Origin of the sequence: Psychrobacter sp. GW64-MNA-CIBAN-0177 (assembly GCF_040309585.1) — a bacterium.
In the GTDB taxonomy this organism is placed as follows: Bacteria; Pseudomonadota; Gammaproteobacteria; order Pseudomonadales; family Moraxellaceae; genus Psychrobacter; species Psychrobacter okhotskensis.
Genome location: NZ_JBEOOY010000002.1, coordinates 179,059 through 198,021, shown reverse-complemented (window position 1 = coordinate 198,021; position 18,963 = coordinate 179,059). Strand labels below are relative to the sequence as shown.

At 43.8% G+C, this 18,963-nt stretch carries 16 protein-coding genes and 1 pseudogene; 7 read left to right on the top strand and 10 right to left on the bottom strand.

Features of this window, described 5'->3' with window-relative positions:
• The first annotated feature begins 135 nt into the window (after window positions 1–135).
• On the top strand, window positions 136–1,437 hold the full coding sequence (locus AAEY79_RS02405; protein WP_025651227.1) for an AarF/ABC1/UbiB kinase family protein: 1,302 nt from the start codon (window positions 136–138) through the stop codon (window positions 1,435–1,437).
• Window positions 1,438–1,646: 209 nt separating this feature from the next.
• Here the strand turns inward: AAEY79_RS02405 and AAEY79_RS02400 are convergent, their stop codons facing one another.
• The gene (locus AAEY79_RS02400; protein WP_025651228.1) at window positions 1,647–2,477 is read right to left on the bottom strand and encodes an ion transporter; all 831 of its coding nucleotides are present in this window, start codon (window positions 2,475–2,477) and stop codon (window positions 1,647–1,649) included.
• Between the two features lie 359 nt (window positions 2,478–2,836).
• On the opposite strand from AAEY79_RS02400, the gene AAEY79_RS02395 reads away from it, so the two are divergent.
• A complete protein-coding gene (locus tag AAEY79_RS02395) occupies window positions 2,837–3,586 on the top strand; it encodes a YebC/PmpR family DNA-binding transcriptional regulator (RefSeq protein ID WP_025651229.1) in 750 nt (249 codons plus the stop codon).
• An 88-nt stretch (window positions 3,587–3,674) separates the two neighbouring features.
• Here the strand turns inward: AAEY79_RS02395 and AAEY79_RS02390 are convergent, their stop codons facing one another.
• Together AAEY79_RS02390 and ftsY are read right to left on the bottom strand one after the other, a co-directional pair.
• A complete protein-coding gene (locus AAEY79_RS02390; RefSeq protein ID WP_201567181.1) occupies window positions 3,675–4,247 on the bottom strand; it encodes a methylated-DNA--[protein]-cysteine S-methyltransferase in 573 nt (190 codons plus the stop codon).
• 73 nt (window positions 4,248–4,320) lie between these two features.
• The gene (ftsY, locus tag AAEY79_RS02385; protein WP_217271537.1) at window positions 4,321–5,232 is read right to left on the bottom strand and encodes a signal recognition particle-docking protein FtsY; all 912 of its coding nucleotides are present in this window, start codon (window positions 5,230–5,232) and stop codon (window positions 4,321–4,323) included.
• A gap of 884 nt (window positions 5,233–6,116) precedes the next feature.
• Here ftsY and AAEY79_RS02380 point away from each other — a divergent pair.
• From AAEY79_RS02380 to AAEY79_RS02370, 3 genes are all read left to right on the top strand, one after another.
• Window positions 6,117–6,269, top strand: coding sequence for a hypothetical protein (locus AAEY79_RS02380; RefSeq protein ID WP_156915594.1), 153 nt, complete (start codon window positions 6,117–6,119; stop codon window positions 6,267–6,269).
• 71 nt (window positions 6,270–6,340) lie between these two features.
• Complete coding sequence (locus AAEY79_RS02375) at window positions 6,341–7,855, top strand: pitrilysin family protein (protein ID WP_350587846.1); 1,515 nt, start codon at window positions 6,341–6,343, stop codon at window positions 7,853–7,855.
• A gap of 68 nt (window positions 7,856–7,923) precedes the next feature.
• Window positions 7,924–9,501, top strand: coding sequence for a pitrilysin family protein (locus AAEY79_RS02370; RefSeq protein WP_201632858.1), 1,578 nt, complete (start codon window positions 7,924–7,926; stop codon window positions 9,499–9,501).
• Between the two features lie 189 nt (window positions 9,502–9,690).
• Here the strand turns inward: AAEY79_RS02370 and AAEY79_RS02365 are convergent, their stop codons facing one another.
• Entirely contained in the window at window positions 9,691–10,239 is a 549-nt protein-coding gene (locus AAEY79_RS02365) for a hypothetical protein (protein WP_101212654.1), read from the bottom strand.
• Window positions 10,240–10,374: 135 nt separating this feature from the next.
• On the bottom strand, window positions 10,375–11,349 hold the full coding sequence (locus AAEY79_RS02360; RefSeq protein ID WP_201578287.1) for a D-Ala-D-Ala carboxypeptidase family metallohydrolase: 975 nt from the start codon (window positions 11,347–11,349) through the stop codon (window positions 10,375–10,377).
• A gap of 262 nt (window positions 11,350–11,611) precedes the next feature.
• Here AAEY79_RS02360 and rodA point away from each other — a divergent pair, with 262 nt between their 5' ends.
• Window positions 11,612–12,754, top strand: a complete 1,143-nt coding sequence (gene rodA / locus AAEY79_RS02355; RefSeq protein ID WP_025651236.1) for a rod shape-determining protein RodA — start codon at window positions 11,612–11,614, stop codon at window positions 12,752–12,754.
• A gap of 1,265 nt (window positions 12,755–14,019) precedes the next feature.
• Window positions 14,020–14,361 (top strand): annotated as a pseudogene (locus tag AAEY79_RS16700) (septal ring lytic transglycosylase RlpA family protein); the annotation flags it as partial.
• A gap of 126 nt (window positions 14,362–14,487) precedes the next feature.
• Here AAEY79_RS16700 and radA read toward each other — a convergent pair.
• The 5 genes from radA to AAEY79_RS02325 form a co-directional block, all read right to left on the bottom strand.
• Window positions 14,488–15,924 (bottom strand): DNA repair protein RadA, encoded by a 1,437-nt coding sequence (gene radA, locus AAEY79_RS02345; protein ID WP_025651238.1) that lies wholly within the window; start codon window positions 15,922–15,924, stop codon window positions 14,488–14,490.
• Between the two features lie 224 nt (window positions 15,925–16,148).
• The gene (gene lptB / locus AAEY79_RS02340) at window positions 16,149–16,928 is read right to left on the bottom strand and encodes an LPS export ABC transporter ATP-binding protein (RefSeq protein ID WP_025651239.1); all 780 of its coding nucleotides are present in this window, start codon (window positions 16,926–16,928) and stop codon (window positions 16,149–16,151) included.
• 56 nt (window positions 16,929–16,984) lie between these two features.
• Window positions 16,985–17,470 carry a lipopolysaccharide transport periplasmic protein LptA gene (gene lptA / locus AAEY79_RS02335; RefSeq protein ID WP_173239370.1) on the bottom strand — a complete coding sequence of 162 codons (486 nt, stop codon included), beginning with the start codon at window positions 17,468–17,470 and terminating at the stop codon, window positions 16,985–16,987.
• A 302-nt stretch (window positions 17,471–17,772) separates the two neighbouring features.
• Entirely contained in the window at window positions 17,773–18,360 is a 588-nt protein-coding gene (lptC, locus tag AAEY79_RS02330) for an LPS export ABC transporter periplasmic protein LptC (RefSeq protein WP_025651241.1), read from the bottom strand.
• Entirely contained in the window at window positions 18,357–18,923 is a 567-nt protein-coding gene (locus AAEY79_RS02325) for an HAD family hydrolase (protein WP_025651242.1), read from the bottom strand. The genes lptC and AAEY79_RS02325 overlap by 4 nt, the downstream gene beginning before the upstream one ends.
• Window positions 18,924–18,963 lie beyond the last annotated feature (40 nt).

The window sequence follows — 18,963 nt, the reverse complement described above, 5'->3', positions numbered from 1 at the left end:
TGAGAAAGTCATACAGAAAGAAAAAACTCATTCGCGCAAGACAACCTTATCTTTAGCACACTAGTCAAACAGCAATTACTTGCTTAAAATAATAAAATTACGGTTTGGTAAATAAACCTCTACATGGTGATATGAATGGCAAAATCGTCCGGAAAACGCTTTATGAAACTGGCTGGCATGACAGCGAGTATTGCCGGCAAAGCCGCTAAAAACTCATTAAGGCACCTATCAAGTGACGAAGAAAAACGTCTGCAGGCACGCTCAGAATTGATGCAAGACGTGGGTATTCAAATAGCCGAAACGCTTGGTGAAATGAAGGGCGCGGTGATGAAAGTGGGACAAATTGCCTCACAATATAAGGACGTATTTCCACCTGAGGTTGCGACCGCTTTAGAAAAGTTGCAAAAAGATGCACCGCCCATGCCTTATGCGCAGATACGGGCACAAATAGAACGTGAGCTCAAAGCTCCTGTCGATCAACTGTTTACGATGTTTGAAGAAACACCCTTTGCCGCCGCTTCCATTGGACAAGTACACAGGGCTATTCTACCCTCTGGGCAAAAAGTCGTGGTCAAAGTACAGTACCCCGATGTCGATGAAAACTGTGATAGTGACCTCAAACAAGTGCGCATGGCGCTAAAAATCGCTGGCGTCTTGAATATGAGCAAACAATTGCAGGAGCAGCTCTTTAACGAGATTCGTCAAAGCCTGCATGATGAGTTGGACTATGTCAAAGAAGCTCACAACCTACAGGTATTCGGTGCTTTTCATACTGATGACCAAGGACTTATTATCCCCAAAGTCATTAACAGCCACTCTACCAGACGGGTTTTGACATTGACTGAGGAGATTGGAGAGACGCTGACCGTCGCCGCGACGTGGAATAATGAGATCAAACAGAAAATCGCCAAACGACTGTTTCACTTTACTGCAGGTCAACTGTTTGGCTTATACCGGATGCACTGTGACCCCCATCCCGGTAATTTTGCGTTTCGTCATGATGGCAGTGTCGTAGCCTATGATTTTGGCGGTATTCGCAGCTATAGTCATAGTGAGGTTCAATTGTTTCGCCGCTTCGCGCAGCATGCCGTCAAAGGTGATGTGACCGCACTAGAGCAAGACTTAATCGCTCTTGATATTCGCCGTGAGGATGATAAAAATGTGCCGGGTGAATTCTATGAAAAGTGGCTGGCTATTGGTATGAAGCCGCTATCCATTGCACCTTATCAAGAAGGGGCTTTTGATTTTGGCAGCAGTCAAGTTCATCATGAAGCCATCAGCCAAATGCGCACCTCATTAAAATACTTCGGGCAATTTCAACCTTCAGCCACGACGATGATGCTAGATCGTACCGTGTCAGGACAATATTGGAACCTAGTCAATTTGGGTGTTGAAATAGACCTGTCACCACTGGTCGCTGAGTATATAACCAACTAGGGCGTGTCCTCATTTTAAAAATGGTGATACAAATGAGGTAAATTGCCGTCAAACAAGGAAAATAGTGCAGATAATATCGATGTATTACCTAGCTATTTGACGATGTTTGGCAAGATTTAACCATTTTTAGCCCATTTAGATTGCTATCGGTTGAATTGAGGACACGCCCTAGCCTCTAGCCTACATAGAAAAATAAAGACTAGTGAACATTACACATGCAGTGCATGGCCGCAGCGGTCGCAAAAAACAGCACTCACGGCATGACCGAATTTTCCGCAGTTCGGACACGTAATGGGGTTAAGCTGTGGACGCATATTTCGAGCAAGCTCAGAAGTAAAAATACCCGTTGGTACCGCAATGATTGAATAACCCGTAATCATGACCATACTCGCAATCGCTTGACCCAACGGAGTTTTAGGTGACATATCGCCATACCCTACCGTAGTCATCGTAACAACCGCCCAATAGATAGACAGCGGAATACTCGTAAAGCCATTTTCAGGCCCCTCTACCACGTAGATAATCGAGCCGAAAATCGTAACCAATAATACCAGCGATAAGAAAAACACTGTGATTTTTTGCTGGCTGGTTTTGAGTGCCGAGGCCAAAAACCCTGCTTGTTGCATGTAAGCTTTGAGCTTGAGTACGCGAAAGATACGTAAAATACGCAAAACACGTATGACCAACAGATACTGCACGCCTACAAACAACAGGCTTAAATAGCTGGGCAATACAGATAATAAATCCACTACCCCAAAAAAGCTAAAGGCATAACGAAAGCGGTTGGGCGCTGAAAACCAGCGCAATGCATACTCAATGGTAAATAAAATCGTAAAAAACCATTCCGCATAAAAAAACAGCGTGCCATATTGCAAACGCATATATAGCACGCTGTCCAGCATTACCACCCCAACACTGGCCAAAATGGCTATCAACAATACAACATCGAAAAGCTTACCCATGCGGGTATCTGTGCCTTCGATAATAATATGAATGCGGTTACGCAGGTGAGTAATAGCTTCGTTAGTTGGTTGCTTCATAGAGTCAATAGAGTCACAAGATCAATGGTTTAAAAAAACCGAACGATTTAGGCTAGGATGGACAAGCTAAGATTGGTCAAAACGCGTAAAAGTGGTTTATAATATCCCACACCTTATGACTATCAATAGTTATTATCAAGGTTCGATAAGTGACGATATAGGCAGCCATAACGCAAAAAATAATAGTGTAGCAAAAAAGCACTGCTAACGACATACAAATCGTTAACTTGCAGGTAAGTCAATTACCTCAAAAAACAGCTCAATCATATAATAAAAACCGCTTATGAAGTATCAAATATTATCATTCATAGTCTTTTTATTCACACCATAAAAACCACGTAAAACTTTAAGGATGTCATATGGCAGGCCATTCAAAATGGGCAAATATTAAACACCGTAAAGCGCGTCAAGATGCGGTAAAAGGCAAAGTATTTACCAAGATTATTCGTGAAATTGTCTCAGCTGCCAAGCAAGGCGACCCTGACCCTGATAAAAACCCACGCTTACGTGCTGTTATCGAAAAAGCATTGTCAGTCAATATGACTAGGGACACTATCAATCGTGCAGTAGCTCGCGGTACGGGTGGCGATGACAATGACAATATGGATGAAGTGAGCTATGAAGGCTATGGCGTTGGCGGTGTGGCAGTATTAGTCGAAACCATGACTGATAACCTTAACCGAACCGTCAGCGAAGTACGCCATGCCTTTACTAAGAATGACGGTAATCTTGGCACCTCTGGCTCAGTGGCTTATCTCTTTACTAAGCGCGGTGAAATCACCTTCAATGACACAAGCTTAGAAGACGAAGTAATGTTGGTCGCTCTAGATGCTGGTGCGCTTGATATCGAAAATGATGGCGACAGCTTGCTGGTCATTACCGAATGGGAAACTTTCGGTCAAGTCAAAGATGCGCTTAATGCTGCAGGTCTGGTCTCTGACAACGCGGAAGTAACCATGTCGCCGTCAACTACTGCTGAGATAGACAATGTGGATGATGCCGAAAAAGTCATGAAGATGATTGATATGCTAGAAGACATCGATGACGTGCAAGAAGTTTATAGCAATGTGAACTTCTCAGATGAGGTAATGGCGCAACTTGAGCAATAGTTCGGGTTGAGAATATCAAATAAAAAGGCCAAACGTTTTTTAATGTTTGGCCTTTTTTTAGTGACGAGTGATAAGCACTTATTTTAGACTAAGCCTTGCAAGTGACCCCTTCAAGCGCTAACAAATATTCTTTCTTATCCAGCCCACCCGTATAACCACCAAGCTTACCATCGCTAGCAATGACGCGATGACAAGGAACGATGATGCTAAAAGGATTCCTACCATTGGCATTGGCCACCGCGCGAAAGCCTTTGGGATTATGCACATTTCGTGCCAGCGTTGCATAGCTGATAGTTGCGCCATGATCGATGTTTTGTAATGCCCGCCATACTCGTTGCTGAAATGGCGTGCCCAAAGACAGATCTAATGCTAAGTCAAACGCTTGACGCTCACCCTTAAAGTACTCATCCAACTGTTTTATAGTCTCTAATAGTAGCGCTTGAGCCGGTTCATTTTCGCTTAGCTTATCCTCATTGATAAACGTAAAGCTCTTATCAACAAGGCCATAGTGCTTTTTAAGTTTGGGAATGGATTTTGAGCTATGCCAAGCGTCACCCGTCTGCTGCCAGTTGACTTCAACCAGTTTAGGGCTGCTATGCTCATTGACGCTGGCAATTAACGTTAACTGGTTAGATCCAAAAGCTGCTTCGGTGACTATCATGGTTTTCCCCTGTTAAATCATTACGTTTTTAAGGCTCTATCATTGACCATCGACTCAAACAAACTATCGAGTACTACTCTTTATCGTCGGTTTCGAACAAGGCTGCGACAAACTGCTTTGGACTAAAAGCGCGCAAGTCATCAATTGACTCACCAACGCCAATATAACGAATCGGCACGTCTGTGGTTTCGGCAATATTAAAGACCACGCCACCTTTGGCCGTTCCATCTAACTTAGTAATCGTAATACCCGTTAATGGGACGACTTTGTTAAAGAGTTCTACTTGATTGATCGCATTTTGACCCGTGCCAGCATCGAGAACAATCATGCCTTCGTGCGGTGCGCTTGGATCAGCTTTACGCATGACGCGTACGACTTTTTCTAGCTCCGCCATGAGATGCGTTTTGTTTTGCAAGCGTCCAGCAGTATCGGCGATCAGTACATCGATATTTTTTGCTTTGGCAGATTGCATGGCATCAAAGATCACAGAGGCACTATCAGAGCCATGACCCTGCGCCACGACTGGAATATTATTGCGCTCACCCCAGATTTGTAGCTGCTCGGTTGCGGCAGCACGGAATGTATCACCAGCTGCGAGCATGACAGATTTGCCCTCGCCTTGTAAGCGCTTGGCAAGTTTACCAATCGTCGTCGTTTTACCGACCCCATTGACGCCCACTACTAAAATTACAAAGGGTTTTTTGCTGGTATCAATCACCAGTGGCGCGACTTTTGGCGTTAAGATATCAACCAGTTCCGTTTGCAACGCTTTATACAATGAATGGGCATAAATTAAGTCACCACGGTCTGTCTGCTCAGTGAGACTTTTGATGATACGGTTGGTCGCGTTGACACCGATATCGGCGACCAATAGCTGATCTTCGACTTCTTCTAACAGCTCATCATCGATCTCTTTGCCACCGATCAGGATACTGACCATCCCTTCGGCTAAGTTCTTCCGTGATTTACTCAGCCCCGTTTTCATACGGTTAAACCAGCTGCCTTTTTTCTTATTATCCTGCTGTTCTTGTGAGTCTTCTGGCAATGGCGACGGCTTTTCTGCTTGTTGTACTTTATTATTTTCTGGGCTTACGCTTGCTGTATCTCCCAATTGCTCTTGTAATGGCATGGTTGGAATGGTTGAAGCCGTATTAGTCTTGCTGTTAGCTTCTGTTTCCTTGGCACGCGAAAAACTTTCAGAGGAACTTTTAGGTACGTTATGCTCCTCTGTCGTGACAATCGGCGTGGCTAAAGCGATACTCTCAGCAGCATGGGCGCTTGAGACGTCTTTGTTTGTCGTCGTTTCTTGCTCTGTGGCCTTATCATTATTCACTGCATTGTCATTATTCACTGCATTGTCATTATTCACTGCATTGTCATTATTTGCCGCATTGTCATGATGCTTATCGGTCATCCCAGCATCATCTAACGGTTTGGTTGGTACGATATCCTCATCAACGATGGGCATAGATTGCACCGGTAGGCTGGGTAAGGTAATATCATCGTCATCTAAATCATCAAGACCACCTTCAAGGTTAATGACCACACGATTGCTATTGTTTGGGTTATTCATAAGCTTGCCCTAAAAGTTATCATTATTAGTAAGATGTTTATTTTAAAATCGGTCAGTATATCGTCCGTTTTCTATCATTCAAATGATAGATTATTTTTAGCCTAGTTTAGCATAATTCAAGTTGCTCTCAGCCTTTACCATCCTAGACCGAGGTTAAATGCTAGAATTCATTAGATGAGATGAATGGTTGAGAAAGTTTAGCTTAAGGTTTGGACACAAAAATCTGACCTTCAATATGCGTAACTTCGCCTACTCTTAGCGAGCTTTATTCAATAACTTCATATTAGGAATCACCTATGTCATCGCTATCAGATTATTATAAAAAAATTGCCAATATCAGTGCGGCTCTATTAATAACCACCATCGCGCTGTCAGCGACTGGCTGTAACACCACGCAAGAGTTTAAGCCGACGGCTAGCGTGATGGTTGGCGCGCATAAATCGCTGTAACGCCAGCACTGTCGATTACTATATTTAGCATGCATACATTCAGCCATCTTTTTATATAAGTAGAACCTACCATGTCCTCGACCTTACCCTTACCTGCTAGCTTCTTACGCCTTGCCTGCGCTTTGGCGATAGCAACTACCCTTGCCGCTTGTCAGACTAACAGCGTTGGCACTACTTCGTCAGCGGATGGAAACGCACTTGTCCAAAGCCCAGACAGCAAGGAATCCCAGCCATCGTCAGCGTTGTCTATGGATATGTCAGGTCGGCATGAGTATCAGTTAGCAAACGGTCTAAAGATCGTGGTAAAAGAAGACCACCGCGCACCCGTCGCCATGACCCAGATTTGGTATCGAGTAGGCTCGACAGATGAGCCGCTTGATAAAGGCGGCATCTCGCATTTGCTAGAGCATATGATGTTCAAAGGTACCTCTACTGTATCAAGTGACGACTATGAACGCCTAATCGCCAAATTTGGGGGCGTTAACAATGCCTTTACCAGTTATGACTATACGGGTTATTACGAGCTATTCCCAGCCAACCGTATGCCACTGGCGCTAGAGCTTGAAGCCGATCGAATGAAAAACTTAATCTTTGATGACAAAGAATTTACCAAAGAGCACCAAGTGGTCATGGAGGAGCGACGCCAACGTACTGATGACAACCCACTTGCTAAAGCTTATGAATCATTTCGATTGTTGGCGCTACCTGATAGCCCAAAAGGCGAATCTGTCATTGGCCCTATGAGTGAGCTTGAATCCATTACGCTCCCAGAGCTAAAAGCGTGGTACAAGACTTGGTACGCACCCAACAATGCAACCTTGGTGATAGTTGGCGATGTTGACCCAACAGAAGTGTTGGCGCAAGTCAAACGCTACTTCGGTGATCTCAAACCAAGCAATCTGCCCAAACGCCCTGCTGTCAGTCAAAAGGGCTTTCGTGGTTATCAGCAAGTTGAGTCTGAACAAGCGGTACAAGTACCGGTTTTGCTGATGGGTTATAACGTGCCCAGTCTCGTCACTGCCGGCACAGCCAATGAAAAACAAGCTTACGCGTTATCGTTGGCACAAGACGTATTGGATGGTGGTCTGTCTGCTCGCTTAGAGAGCCGACTGATACGCGAACAAGGCCTGCTCACCACAGTTGGCACCTCTTATGACTTGCTCGATCGCGGTGATGGACTGTTTTTAATTCAAGCGACGCCGCGTGAAGGTGTCAGCTTAGAACAAGCGCAGCAAGCCATAATTTCTGAAATAGAAAAGCTCAAAACCGATCCCATTGCCGATGATGAAATCAGTCGCGCCAAAACCAATACAGTAACTGGACTGGTCTATGCCCAAGATAGCATGGAGGGTCAGGCGCGCATGATTGGCTCGCTACAGTCTATCGGTCTCGATGACAGGCTGCTTGCCGAATTACCAGCCAAGCTCGATGGTGTCAAAATCTCTGATATTCAAGCGGCCAGTAAAAAGTACTTGGTCAAAGATAATTTGACCGTCATGCATGTGATACCGCCTACTGAGCAAGCGTCTAAAGAAAAAGCATCTACAAAGCAAATAAGTCAAAAAACGGTAAGCAAAAATCAATAATAACAACGTGCTGTCAATATTTTCACTGATAAGACAATGCTAAAGACCTTATTAATAAGAAGAAAGCCATGACTCAGACTACTTTTCTCATGAATATAAAAAGAAGCCCTTTAATGTCATTAGTAAAGCGCGAATTTAAACCTCATTTCGAACCTCGTTTCGAACCTGGGTTTAAGCAGCGTTCCTACTTGAGCCTAAGTATATTATTAGGTTTGACGATATTGACGACCACCGCTCAGGCAGATACCACTGGTAGCGAAGACTTTCGTACGCCATCATCTGCCGTTGATATAAATGCACCAATAGCCGCACTATCAACACTCACAAGTGTCGCTGATGCCAAGCCATTAAAAGTCACAGTGCCAACCATTCAACCGTTCAAAACCAAATCTGGCGTTCCTGTGCTTTTTGTACGCACCACCGCCCTGCCCATTGTTGATATTGATTTACGCTTTAATGCAGGTAGTGCCCGAGATGGCAGCATACGCAAAGCCGGTTTTGGCATTGCCAATATGACCGCTACGATGTTGGAACAAGGCTCTAAAAGCTTAGATGAAAATGAGTTCACCCGCGCTGTTGAAACCTTGGGAGTGAATTTGAGCAGTAGCGCCTATAAAGATATGTTTATCGTCTCGCTACGCAGCTTATCCGATGACAAACATCTACTGCCTGCCGTCGACTTGATGACTCAAATGCTGAATGAGCCAGCGTTTGATGCAGATATCCTAGCTCGTAACAAAGCGCGGTTATTGGTCGGTTTGCAGCAGCAAAAACAAGACCCCAATAGCCTTGCGAGTATTGCTTTTAATGAAGCTTTATATGGCGACCACCCTTACGCCCACCCTTCCGTTGGCACACTCGACAGTGTACCGACTATTGAAAGAAAAGAATTAATCGACTTCAAAAATCGCTATTTGGTTGCGGCAAATGCTTCTATCGCGATGACAGGCAATCTGACTTTAAGCCAAGCCAAAAAACTTGCTGACAATATCACTGCTGACTTGCCGGTCGGTCAAGCCGCGACAACGCTACCTGAGCCCAAACCACTGACAAAAGCGCAGCATATTCACATTCCTTTTCCCAGCACCCAAACGACCGTACTAATGGGACAACTGGGCGATAAACGCGCCACCGATGCTATCGCACAGCAGAAGCAAACTAACTTTGCCGTGGGTAACGAAGTGCTGGCAGGAAGTGACTTTAATGCGCGGCTGATGACTGAAATCAGACAAAACCTTGGCTATACCTATGGTATTTCAGGCTCAATGAGTCCGATGCTAGCGCGCGGCCCTTACCAGATTGGTTTTTCGACGCGCAATGATAAAGCGCGCGCTGCTATTGATGCCAGCTTAGACGTCATCAATGATACTTTGGATAATGGTATTACTAGCACTGAGATGCGCTTGACGACCGACAATTTAAAGAACAGTTTTCCGATGGGCTTTGCCAGCAACGCCGGTATCAATAGCTTATTGGGAATGATGAATTTTTATCAATTGCCCAATAATTATCTGACCAATTATGTGAGCCGTATTGAGCAAGTACGATTACCAGAGGTCAATGAAACCATGCGCGATACGCTCAAACCTGATAACTTTTTGATTGTCACTGTTGGACAAGAGGATCCTTGGAAGGCCGATAAATAGTGATTATTAATAATAATGAAGATCAAAAAAAGCACTTATAAAAGTGCTTTTAGACAAATTATTAAAGATAGCTATTGGCAGTAACTATTGAAAGTAACTATATGAAATACAAGAAGAATAGACAATAGAAAAATAAAGGATGACGTTACAAGTACTAACTATTATGTAAAGTCGTCAGCTTAGGTTACGTTAGCTAGTGATGGTGATGTTTACGTCATAGCTTAAGCGCGTGGGTTTGTGAGTTGCCCCGACATAATTTAAGCGAATCACATGTTTATCATAAGATTGAACTTGATAAGGACCATTGGCAAAGTTATGCATGGTTGGGACAATTAATAACGTCTCGATTTGATCGCTATTAATATTAATATCGATGCTTTGACCTGCTTCTGGGTATAAATAATAGTCACAATAATCTGATATCAAGACCTCAGCCGTACGGACGATAGTGTCATCATCGACGTTTTTTTGCAGCAGTTTTGGACATATATCAGGACGTTTAGCGGCGAGAAGCGCATAAGAATTTCTGATATTTTCTTCGATATCTTCTGCATCCGAAGCATTTGCATTGGGCAAGCTATTTTCAGAAGCAGGGTCTGGACTGCAAGCACTAACACACAGAAGAGACAGCAACACTGAGCAACATAGCCCTGTATACATTGAGGTTGAGCGCAAAGTGCTTTTTTTAGGTCTGTCTGATTGACTCAATCTTTCTACTGCTGAGTACCGCTTTTTCATAAATCCCGCTTACAGCAAACGATGGTGTATTATTTTTGACATAATACACCATCGTTTGTTGCAATAGAAAATGGTTTATATACGTATGAGTATAACTGGATAATTATATTCGTTTTTACGATAATATCGGCTTTATCAATAGCGACAGGAAGAGCTGCTGCTGGCATGATTAAAGCCCCATTTGCGGTATCCATCAGTATCCAAATGGATAGCGCCTGTGGAATACAACCCCAACCCAAAGTTATGAGACTGACCTTGATATTGCCAGAACTGACATAAACCATCTTGCATGGTGCTGAGCAGCCATAAATTATCCTCGTACTCAGGCACCCAAATATCTATAGCGCCTGCGGTCATATGTTTGCTGCTACTTGCCCCGCCAGCACAGTCATTGAGTCCAGGACTGCGATATACCGAGCGTATCTCAGTACTAGCGGGTAAAATACCTTGGTTTTTTAGCTCACTATACAGGCGCAATGTGGGCACGACATTGGCCCATAACTCTTGCGGCGGCAGCTGATAAGGCTCATAGCCACATTTATCCCAACTGCGTGCCGTCGTGAGTAATTGAGACAAGGGCGGTACATTACGAGCACCCACTCGCGCATTTAAATAGCGTTGATAGTCGGCAACTTGGCTCGCTCGGTAGCTATTGCTGTTTAGCCAGCCGTTAAAATCTATACTGGTAAAATTATTATAAGTATTATTACTGGTACTGTAAGTAGAGGGATAGGTAGTATTGTAGCTAGGCGCGTGTCTATTGATGTTGACGCGTTTGTTCTCTTCAATGGATACACTGGCATCAAAATTGAAATCGCGTTGTTTTTGCTGAATCAAGCCCTGCATGCTATCGCCAGTCACCACATTTGCGCCACTTAGCCTTGCTCCACTTAACATAGTAACACCAGAGTTATATGTCGCATTAGTAGAAGGCTTGATATAGGGATTACTGCTACTATTATCGCTACTATTGCCATGACGGACTTGAATGCGGCGCTCACTGCTGTCGCTCACGATAGCCGCATGAACGCTGATACTACTGGCACAAACCAATAAGGCAATAATAGGCTTGTGAATCTGCCCATAGACATGGTTTTTTTTATTGATCATTGCAAGAAACACCCGCTAAAAACGTTTTACCGATACTATCAAATTTTTAGCAAGCAGGCTAAACTATCGCATCTAATTCTTAGCGACCTATTCGTAATTAACACTTATCCTTATAATCTTCATAGTTACGTGACTTTATTACTAATGTGTTACTTTATTGGTTAGCATCTATTAGAATGAATACCTTATATTTATCGATTAATCATTTGTTTGTGTCAAATCAGACTTCTCTTTTACGCCAATTGCCAGCCACATTTTGCCTATGTCTTCTAATCCGCAATACCGTTTTTCCCGTCAGAGCCACCATTTAGGTCAGGGTCATGCACCGACGCTATGGCAACGTATTCATATTGACCCATGGTTGACTCTGCTTTTATTGACGGTTTGTTGTATTGGTTTAACGATTTTATATAGTGCTTCGACCCAAGATGGGAGCATGGTCATACGCCAGATGATTAGCTACGGGGTAGCGTTTGCCGTCATGTTTACCATGGCTCAGATACCGCCCAGCATTTATCGTAGCTTTACGCCTGTTTTTTACGTTCTAGGACTCGTACTATTAGTATTGGTAGATATTATTGGCGAGGTGCGCATGGGTGCACAGCGCTGGATTAACCTGCCAGGATTTGGCAGCGTGCAGCCTTCAGAATTTATGAAACTTGGCATGCCGATGATGTGCGCTTGGTTTTTGTCTAAGCGCGATCTACCTCCTTCAGCCTCAAGTATCGCCATTACATTAGCGTTGATTATCGTTCCGGTGCTATTGATTGCCAAAGAACCTGATTTGGGTACTTCGCTGCTGGTCGCGGCCAGCGGCATTTTTGTGCTTTTTTTAGCAGGTCTGTCATGGCGAATGATTTCAGGAGCGGCCATCTTAGCGATACCGCTTATCGCCATCGCTTGGAATTTTTTGTTACATGACTATCAGCGTACCCGAGTATTGACATTGCTCAACCCGGAAGCGGATGTGCAAGGTGCTGGCTGGAATATTATTCAGTCCAAAACCGCCATTGGCGCAGGGGGGCTGACGGGTAAAGGCTATTTGGAAGGCACACAGTCGCATCTACATTTCTTACCAGAAGGCCATACTGACTTTATTATTGCCGCGTTTTCTGAAGAATTCGGTCTGTTGGGCGTTATGTTATTGATGTTCGTGTATGCCTGTCTACTCACACGCGCCTTATATATTGCTTTTACCCATCCCGATGTTTATAGCAGACTATTGGCAGGCGCGGTCGCCATGTCGTTTTTTGTCTATGTGTTCGTCAACGTCGGTATGGTTGGCGGTATTTTACCTGTTGTTGGCGTTCCTCTACCTTTCGTTAGCTATGGCGGCACGGCAATCGTCACTTTGATGGCAGGCTTTGGGTTATTAATGTCCATTCATACCCATAAATCTAACTAGAGCATGGCTTTAATCTTAATATGAGATAATGAAAAAACACTATGTCGGTAACAGCTAAAAAGGCGCTATTTTATGGCGTCTTTTTTTAAAGCCTACATGAAATTTTGGACTTGGAATGTCTGTATAAACACGCCATACGTGACTCTTGAAAGTATCAAAAACGCAAACTATAGCGACTTATTAATTAAAAAATAGCAGCCTTAATATCCAAAAATTAGAATATTAAGATAGAATTTAAGCAGTTTTTAGGAGCTAATAATTCGTTTTATTTGTAATTAATGCTACATATTCTTTGATATCACCCATCATTTATCATAGCCAAATCCTACCTTAAACTACTGATATAGTTAGAAAAAATATATTTATACTACAGCTTTTTTCCTCTAAAACCCCCCCCTATTGTTACTCTACACTGATAGGTTTTAATCCTTGTTTTTTACAAATAATTGCGTTAACCTCGTTTTATTGTGTTTTGCTACATAACCCGTACAGAGCTACTAACAAACTTAGCATTTAATTATATTTTAGTTATAGCTCATCCGTATAGTTAGCAAATCCGAGATTTCAGACTTTCAAATCGACTACTTAGTTAACGCTTTAATAACAAAGTAATACGTAATACACTTTAAAACGTTTATTAATTTAGCAATACATGGAAGTTTGTTTATCGGATATGATAAATGTCGGTACTGACCATTGAAACTTTAGTTATTTAACTATGAGAGTCGGTACTTAATTAATGTTGTTAACTATCATTTGAGCACATCGTAAACGTTTCAGTCATTTACTACTGCAACGCATTTATGATAACAAAATGAAAATTATCATATGTTAGACCCTATAAAAGCCATCTTTTGCATCAATCCTGATTAGAATAACCGATTGATATATAGGCTTTAGAGCTTGCGACACGATTAGATTGGTCTAAGTCTGTCACACTCGATCTAAGATTTTTAGAGTTAGGTTTTAATGTATAAGTTATAGAGGTATTTATGAATAAGCGTTTATCTGGTTTACTTACAATGTCAGTATGTCTATTTGCTGGCTCTGCAGTCGCATCTAATGCCAATGCGGTAGAAGCAAAAACCACCCTTGCAATGATTTCGCAAGATAACGCCTCCCATATCGACCGTGTACTCGGTGAGCTTAGTCGTCAACATGATGGTGCTTCAAGCTTGGTTAAGTCTGCCCGTCAGCCTACCTCATTAGCACTTAGCAGCTCACTATTAGCGAGCGATACCGCTCAAGTAAGCAATGACGAAGACGTGCTAGAGCGTTTAACAGCAGTCGCGTCTAACTCAGTGAGCAAATTTAAGCAAACCGGTTTGGCATCTTGGTACGGCCGTAAATTTCATGGTCGCAAAACGGCCAGCGGTGATACATTTGATATGAATGCCCTGACAGCGGCTCATCGTTCACTACCATTAAATTGCTATGTCAAAGTCACCAATAAGACCAATGGCAAAAGCGTCGTGGTAAAAGTCAATGATCGCGGTCCATTCCACGGTAACCGGGTAATGGATTTGTCTTATGGTGCTGCTAAGCAATTAGGTATCACTAACAAAGGGGTTGGCAACGTCTCGATTGAGCGTGTTTCAGGACCCTAGTTCTAAACCTACAGTTTTATAACTAAAGTTATAGCTAAAACGAAAAAAGCGCCTAACCACGATGAGCTAGGCGCTTTTTTATGTCTGACATTTATCTTTTTTAATATAAAGCTATAAGCCTATCGCTTACAACTCAAACGCACTTTCGATAGCATCGTCGAGACGTTCAACGGCAATCACATTAATGCCTTTAAATTGAGGAGAATCCTTCGCAGGTGCGTTAGCTTTAGGAATAATAGCGTGCTTGAAACCATGCTTCATCGCTTCTTTCAATCGTTCTTGACCGTTAGGTACAGGGCGTATCTCTCCAGACAAGCCTACTTCACCGAACACGGCTAAGGATGAAGGCAAGGGCTTTTCTTTGATACTTGAAGCACAAGCCAATAATACAGCCAAATCAGACCCTGTCTCTATGACCTTGACGCCGCCAACCACGTTGACATACACGTCTTGTCCACTGGTATGAATACCGCCGTGACGATGCATGACGGCCAGCAGCATGGATAAGCGTTGAAAATCTAGCCCCAGCGCCATACGTCTAGGTTGACCTTGCGAATCATCAACCAACGCCTGTACCTCGACCAATAGCGGTCTCGTACCCTCACGACTGACCATAACGACCGATCCAGCCACGGGCTTATCATAACGGCTCAAAAATATCGCTGACGGATTGGCGACTTCTTTCAGTCCCATATCGGTCATACCAAAAATACCGAGCTCGTTAACCGCACCAAAACGATTTTTGACGGCGCGAATCATCCGAAAGCGGGAGTCTGACTGTCCCTCAAAATACAATACCGTATCAACCATATGCTCAAGCACGCGTGGCCCTGCGAGCGTACCTTCTTTGGTCACATGCCCCACTAAAAATAGCGCAGTGCCCGTCTGCTTGGCATACCGTGTCAAAATAGCCGCAGATTCTCGAATTTGACTGACGCCGCCCGGTGCAGAATTGATGGCATCTGTATAAATAGTCTGAATAGAGTCAATAATAGCAATGGCTGGCTGCTCTTGAGTTAAAGCCGCACAAATAGTCTCGACGTTGGTCTCGGCCAATACCCGAAGTCTGTCAGCAGGCAGATCCAAACGTTTGGCACGCATAGCAACCTGAGCCAGTGACTCCTCGCCGGTCACATAAAGCGCACTACCTGCCAGCGAATCAGCACGAGCCATATTGGTCGCTGTTTGCAATAAGATAGTCGACTTACCAATACCGGGGTCGCCGCCTATTAATACGACAGATCCGGCAACCAATCCACCGCCAAGTACACGATCAAACTCGCTAATGCCAGTGGGCAAGCGCGTATCTAGGCCGACGCTGACAGCATTAAGCGGCATGACCGCACTATGAGTGCCTGCATAGTTGCCAGCGGGTGCACCTGTACTACGAGACACCGCTCGACTAGCATTAGGCTTAGCAGTATTCTTATTATGATGCGGCATACTGACGTTTGGCGCTTCAACCAAGCTGTTCCATTCCCCGCAATCCGTGCACTGCCCTGCCCATTTGCCAAAATGCGCCCCGCAATGCTGACAGACATAACTGCTTTTATTTTTTGCCATAATGTATGAGCCTTATACAGACGATCAATAATAAAATATCAGAATACTTTTTTAAGTGTTTATATGAGAATAATTGTATGAAGAAGCCGTTAAGATGACAGGCTGTGTAGCAGGGATAATAACGAATAGGGTATGAATTATGGTCGTTGACACAAAAGATAGCTGAGACTTTATGCCAACTTATAAAAACAGAAACGAACGTGAATAGTGGTTAACTTACTGATTTATACCTGAAAATCTTTACCTAGGTACACAGATTTCACCAATTCATTATCTAAAACATCGCAAGCTGTACCTTCAGCAATAATGGCACCTTCTGAGACGATATAAGCTTTTTCGCAAATAGCGAGCGTGTCGCGGACATTATGATCCGTGATTAGTACGCCAATACCACGATTTTTTAGCGTTAATATCACATCTTTAATATCACCAACAGAGATAGGATCAACGCCCGCAAAAGGCTCATCGAGCAAGATAAACTTCGGATCAGCTGCTAGGGCACGGGCAATCTCGCAACGGCGACGCTCGCCGCCCGATACACTCATTCCCAAAGATTTGCGTACATGTCCTAGATTGAATTCACCGATTAGTTTTTCAAGCTCTTGGCGCTGCTCATTGGCCGTCAATTCTGTACGCGTTTGTAAAATAGCTAAGATATTGTCTTCAATAGACAGTTTGCGGAAGATAGAGGCTTCTTGCGGCAAATAGCCAATACCAGCACGAGCACGCTCATGCATGGCATATTTGGATAAATCCATGTTGCCTAAGCTGACGCTGCCTTTATCCATGTTAACCAGTCCGACGACCATATAAAAACTGGTGGTTTTACCGGCACCATTAGGGCCTAATAATCCAACCACTTGACCTTGATCAACAGAAAACGAGACATCTTTGACGACCCAACGTTTGCCATAGCGCTTACCTAAGTTCTTCATACACAAGCGCGCGACAGGCTCAGCGTTGATGGTTGGGGCTAAAGGGTCAAGATTTTGGTTATCACTCATAACTTACTCATAGTGTTATCGAAATTTAAGCGCTGCTACAGACTGGTTTGTACAACTTAGCGTACACCGCTCTGGCTATTACTGTTGCTGGGCGGGAAAACCAACTCCACGCGCTGATTGCCGCCAGCAGTCGCTTCTACATCACCCGCCTTTAAGCTATAACGAATGACATTACCTGCGAAACTGGCACCATTTTGTACAAGCTTTGCATTGCCAGTCAACGTGATAATACCAGTGATGGCATTATAATCAATTTTATTGGCCTGACCTTTCGCCACACCTTTTTCTTGGGTAACTACTTGTTGCATAGTGGCTGGACGACCGGTCGCTACTGCAGAGTTGATACTACGACCCTGTGATAAGTTGACCGTAATATTATCTGCGGTCATCTTAAACGTACCTTGAGTAATAACCACACCACCAGAATAACTCGTGACGCCGGTACGTTCACTATACGTGGCTTTATCTGCCAACAGCTTGATCTGCTGGTTGGCGTCTGATGGCAGCGCATGACTGTATAGTGGTAACGCTAGCAACATCATGACCGATAGCGTGCGCAGACGAGGAGAGACTTGAATCGAGCGGGTCGATAATAAGCGCAAAGTAGGCAAAAATTTAGATTTCATAAATATTACTCGTTTTATTATTAGTAGTAGGATTTGCAAACTTTATGCTAACGATAGTCAATTCTATATTAATCGGACACGGTCTCAGGTTATTAGAGTCACTCGGCGTACTATAGATAGCACTTTCGCTCATCTGTCCTGTCTCTCAATTATTCTGAACCAACTATATTGTTTTAATGCTTTTTGACGTAATCATTTACTGTAAAAGGCAACGGTGATTAAAACAAGGCTTTGTCTTGACGGTCAGCAGGAGAAAAATTCACAGCGACCTGACCGAACTCATATTCTCCAGTCTCAAGATTGGCTTTCATACTCGATGCTTCAAATCGATTCATCCCTTGTTCAATCTTGACCGCTTCATCACTATAAACTTGACCTGACTTGGTATTGCCTTTAAGAGTATTACCCGTCACTTTGATGGGTTCAATATCTGATGCGCCATCAGCTTTATCTTCACTAACTAAGGTAAAGCCACCAGACAAACTCAGCTCTCCAGTCTGTTGGCTAATAGCAGCACTACCCGCTTCGATACGATAGCGCTGCTCATCTGAGGGCTCCCAATTCATCGTAATACCGGACATCTCATCCTCATTAGTCACCGGATTGTGTGTCAACGATTCAGCGGTAAGCTCATATTCCGTTTCGCCTTGCTCATTGGTTTGCACCGCCTTGATGTCGGTCGCTTCATAATCAACATCCGTCGCTTCCATACTGACTGGCGGTGATATATCTCCTTGCTGCTGAAAAAACCAGCCAGCAATACCAGCAATAATCAACGCTAAAACTATTAAAACACGAGTATTCACGACAAGTTATCCTGAGTTTGTGCCTCATCAAGCGTATAGTGCGCGATAAAGTCTTGATAATGACCGTGACCTTTTAAGATAAGATCACATATTTCACGAACTGCCCCCGTACCGCCTGCGCGGGTGGTGACCATGTCGCTACGCTTAATCACTTCGGCATGAGCATTGGGCACCGTTGCCGCAAACCCCACGGTTTGCATTGCTTTAATATCTGGCAAATCATCGCCCATATAAGCACAATCAGCCGCCGTAATGTTGAGTGCCGGGTCAAGGGTAGATAACAATTCATTTAAGGCAATGAGCTTATCATCACGTCCTTGTACCACATAATTCACACCCATCTCGACAGCGCGCTTATCCACCATGGCGCTGCTACGACCCGTGATAATAGCAGTCAAAATGCCATACCGTGCTAACGACTTAACGCCGACACCATCGTGTACCGAAAAGGCCTTAGTCTCAATACCATTGGCGTCATAGATAATTTGACCATTGGATAAAATACCATCAACATCCAGTACCAATAGCTTCACTTGTCCGGCTTTTTTTATTAAGTCTTGCATGAGTCATCCCTTCTTAAAGACTTTTTGGCTCTTATTTATG